This window comes from Arthrobacter agilis, assembly GCF_002953615.1.
Classification (GTDB): Bacteria; Actinomycetota; Actinomycetes; order Actinomycetales; family Micrococcaceae; genus Arthrobacter_D; species Arthrobacter_D agilis_B.
Window position 1 is genome coordinate 184,247 of the sequence record NZ_CP024915.1, and the last position, 3,321, is coordinate 187,567.

Below are 3,321 nucleotides of genomic sequence, written 5' to 3' on the forward strand. Positions count from 1 at the left end.
CGTCCCCGACATCGACCGCGACCCCGCCGTCGGGCCCCACCCCGTCGAGCCCCCCGTCGAGTGCGGCCCCGACCCCGACGGCGTCGCGCACGTCACCCGCTCCCACGCCGCGTGCGACGACCGCCCGCCCCTCTGCAGGCGCTGCTGCGGCCGCCTGCGCAGCCGACGTGACGGTCGCGGCGGAGACCGACGAGCAGGCCTACGGACCGGACGAGGACCCGGTGCTGTCCCTGGTTGTCCGCAACGAGGGGACGGAGCCCTGCACGGTGAACGTCGGCACGTCGCAGATGGAGTTCGTCCTGACCCGCGCGGACGAGCGCGTGTTCTCCTCGATCGACTGCCAGCAGTCCTCCCAGGACCTCCAGCGCACCATCGCGCCGGGCGGTGAGGAGCGCGCCACCTTCGAGTGGTCGCGCAACCGCAGTGTCCCGGGATGCACCGCTGTCGACGAGCAGCCCGCGGCCGGAGGCTACTCCCTGACCACGAGGCTCGGGGCGAGGAGCAGCGCTCCGGCCGAGTTCACGCTGCAGTAGGTCCTCCGCGGCGCTGCGGACGGGCGCGTGTCCTGCGCACCGCCCGACCGCACCCCCGCCGTCACATGAAGCGGTCGAGGAGGCTCGTCTCGGCGATCCGCGAGAGGCCCTCACGGACGGTGCGCGCCCGCTGCTCACCGATGCCGTCCACCGCCATGAGGTCCTCGATGTTCGCGGCCATGAGGTTCTGCAGTCCGTCGAAGTGCTCCACCAGGCGGTTGGCGACGGCCGGCGGAACGGCCTTGATGCCCGACAGCAGCCGGAAGCCCTTCGGCTGGATGACGGCCTCGAGGGAGTCGACCGACGGATTGAAGCCGAGCACGCTGGCGATCGTGCCGAGGTCGATGAGATCCGTGGAGCTGAAGCCCTGCAGGGTGGCCACGCGCTCGTCGAGCGGAGCCGTGCTGGAGCCGAGGTCCATGTAGTCGCGCAGCACCATCTCGCTGCCGGGTCCGAGGCCGGTCGTGAGTTCCTCCACCTGCAGGGACAGCAGGCGGCCGTCGACCCCGAGTTCCAGCACGTACTGGGAGATCTCCTCCGAGATCCTGCGGACCATCTCCTGGCGCTGCAGCGTCACGGCGACGTCCCGCACGGTCACCATGGCCTCGATCTCGAGGGCCGAGAGCGAGTTCGTGACCTGGTCCAGGCGAGCACGGTAGCGCTCGAGCGTGGCGAGGGCCTGGTTGGCGCGTGCGAGCACCGGTTCGGAACCCTCCAGCACGTGACGGAGCCCGTCGATGTAGAGGGCGATGATCTGCATGGACTGGCTGACGCTGATCACGGGCAGGCCCGTCTGCTTCGCCACGCGCTCGGCGGTCCGGTGCCGAGTGCCGGATTCCTGGGTCTCGATGGTGTGGTCCGGTACGAGCTGCACCGCAGCCCGCAGGATCCGGCTCGCGTCCTTGTCGCAGACGATGGCGCCGTCCATCTTCGCCAGTTCGCGCAGGCGGGTCGGTGAGAACTCGATGCCGATGTCGAAGCCGCCCGAGCAGATCGAATCCACCGTGCGGTCGAAGCCGAGCACGATCAACGCACCCGTGCGTCCCCTCAGGATTCGCTCAAGACCGTCCCGCAACTGGGTTCCCGGGGCTACTCTGGCGAGGGTGGCTTTGAGCGAGTCCTCCGGACTACGAACCATGGGCCTATCCTTTCACCGCCCGCGCTGTTGAAGGCCCGGCGCAGTCGGGCGGCCGCCGTCGAGCCTCGGACGGCAGTCAACGGCCGCGGGTCTAGCCGCGCAGCCGATGATAATACTACTGGCGCGCGGGAAATCCTCCGTACCGGCCGTCGTCGCAGATCGGTAACACTCCATCCGGCCGTCCTCCCGGATCGCGTCGACGGCGGACCCGGCGTTCCGTCCGGATGCCACGGCCCGGGCCTCACTGCCTAGAACAGGAGGGCCAGGGCCTCGGCGAGCGTCGACACCTCCCGGACGGAGAAGCCCTTCGGCACAGGGCCCGTCCCGCCGGGCGACGCCGGGACGATCGCGTGCGTGAATCCGAGCCGCTCCGCCTCCTGGATGCGCCGGCCGATCCCGGGCACCGGGCGCACCTCCCCGGCCAGTCCCACCTCGCCGAACGCGATGAGCCGGGCAGGCAGGGGGTGGTCGGTCTTCGCGGATGCGATGGCCAGGGCGACGGCGAGATCCGTCGCGGGCTCGGACAGGCGGACACCGCCGACCGTCGCGACGTAGCTGTCGTCCTTGGAGAGGCTGACCGATGCGCGACTCTGCAGCACGGCCAGGAGCATGGCGACGCGCGAGCTGTCCAGGCCGCTCGTCGCCCGCCGCGGCTGCGAGTTGGCCGATTCCGCCAGCAGTGCCTGGACCTCCGCCAGCAGGGGGCGTCTGCCCTCGAGGGTGACGGTGATGCACGTCCCGGACACCGGGTCCTTGGTCCGCGAGACGAAGAGCCCGCTGGGGTCTGCGAGTCCCTCGATCCCGCCGTCCGTCAGGTCGAAGCAGCCCACCTCGTCCGTGGGGCCGTACCGGTTCTTGACCGCGCGCAGGAGACGCAGCCGGGAGTGGCGCTCGCCCTCGAACTGGCAGACGACGTCCACGAGGTGTTCGAGCAGCCTCGGACCGGCGATGGAGCCGTCCTTGGTGACGTGCCCGACGAGGAGCGTGGTCATCCCGCGCGCCTTCGCGGCCCCGATGAGTGATGCAGCGACCTCCCGGACCTGGGTGACGCCGCCGGCGCTCCCGTCCACCGCCGCGCTACTGAGCGTCTGGACGGAGTCGACGATCAGCAGGGCGGGATCGAGCGTCTCCACCTGGCCGAGGGCCTGGCCGAGATCCGTCTCCGCGCTGAGGTAGAGGGAATCGGCGACGGCGTCGATGCGGTCGGCGCGGAGCTTCACCTGGGCTGCGGACTCCTCGCCCGTGACATAGAGGACGTCCTTGCCGAGCCGTGCCACGCGCGCCGCGACGTCGAGCAGCAGGGTGGACTTCCCGACGCCGGGCTCCCCGGCGAGCAGGATCACGGCGCCCGGCACCAGCCCACCGCCGAGCACGCGGTCCAGCTCGTCGATCTTCGTCGGCTGGAACCCGGACAGGGTGGCATCGACCTCGGCGATGCGCCGCGCCGGTGTCGTCACGGCCGTGGCCGCGGTGGTCCGGGCTGCCACCTGGCCGGTCTCCTCCACGGTTCCCCAGGCCTGGCACTCACCACACCGGCCCACCCACTTGGCCGTCGTCCACCCGCACTCCGCGCAGCGGTAGTTGGGTGCGTTGCTGCGGCTCGCGCGGGTGGCAGGGGAGGTCTTGGTGGCCATTGCTTCAGGCTACCGG

The 3,321-nt window shown here is 71.1% G+C and carries 3 protein-coding genes; 1 reads left to right on the top strand and 2 read right to left on the bottom strand.

Annotated elements, in window-relative coordinates:
* The coding region (locus CVO76_RS00915) for a hypothetical protein (protein ID WP_208740362.1) at positions 1-533 on the top strand (533 nt) is incomplete at its 5' end.
* A 61-nt stretch (positions 534-594) separates the two neighbouring features.
* Here CVO76_RS00915 and disA read toward each other — a convergent pair.
* Together disA and radA are read right to left on the bottom strand one after the other, a co-directional pair.
* On the bottom strand, positions 595-1,671 hold the full coding sequence (disA, locus tag CVO76_RS00920) for a DNA integrity scanning diadenylate cyclase DisA (protein WP_133080101.1): 1,077 nt from the start codon (positions 1,669-1,671) through the stop codon (positions 595-597).
* Positions 1,672-1,919: 248 nt separating this feature from the next.
* Positions 1,920-3,305 (bottom strand): DNA repair protein RadA, encoded by a 1,386-nt coding sequence (radA, locus tag CVO76_RS00925; protein ID WP_133080102.1) that lies wholly within the window; start codon positions 3,303-3,305, stop codon positions 1,920-1,922.
* Positions 3,306-3,321 lie beyond the last annotated feature (16 nt).

What these genes read in the sequence shown, in the direction of transcription:
- disA (WP_133080101.1), bottom strand. Translation starts at nt 1,671, where the DNA reads ATGGTTCGTAGTCCGGAGGACTCGCTCAAAGCCACCCTCGCCAGAGTA.
- radA (WP_133080102.1), bottom strand. Translation starts at nt 3,305, where the DNA reads ATGGCCACCAAGACCTCCCCTGCCACCCGCGCGAGCCGCAGCAACGCA.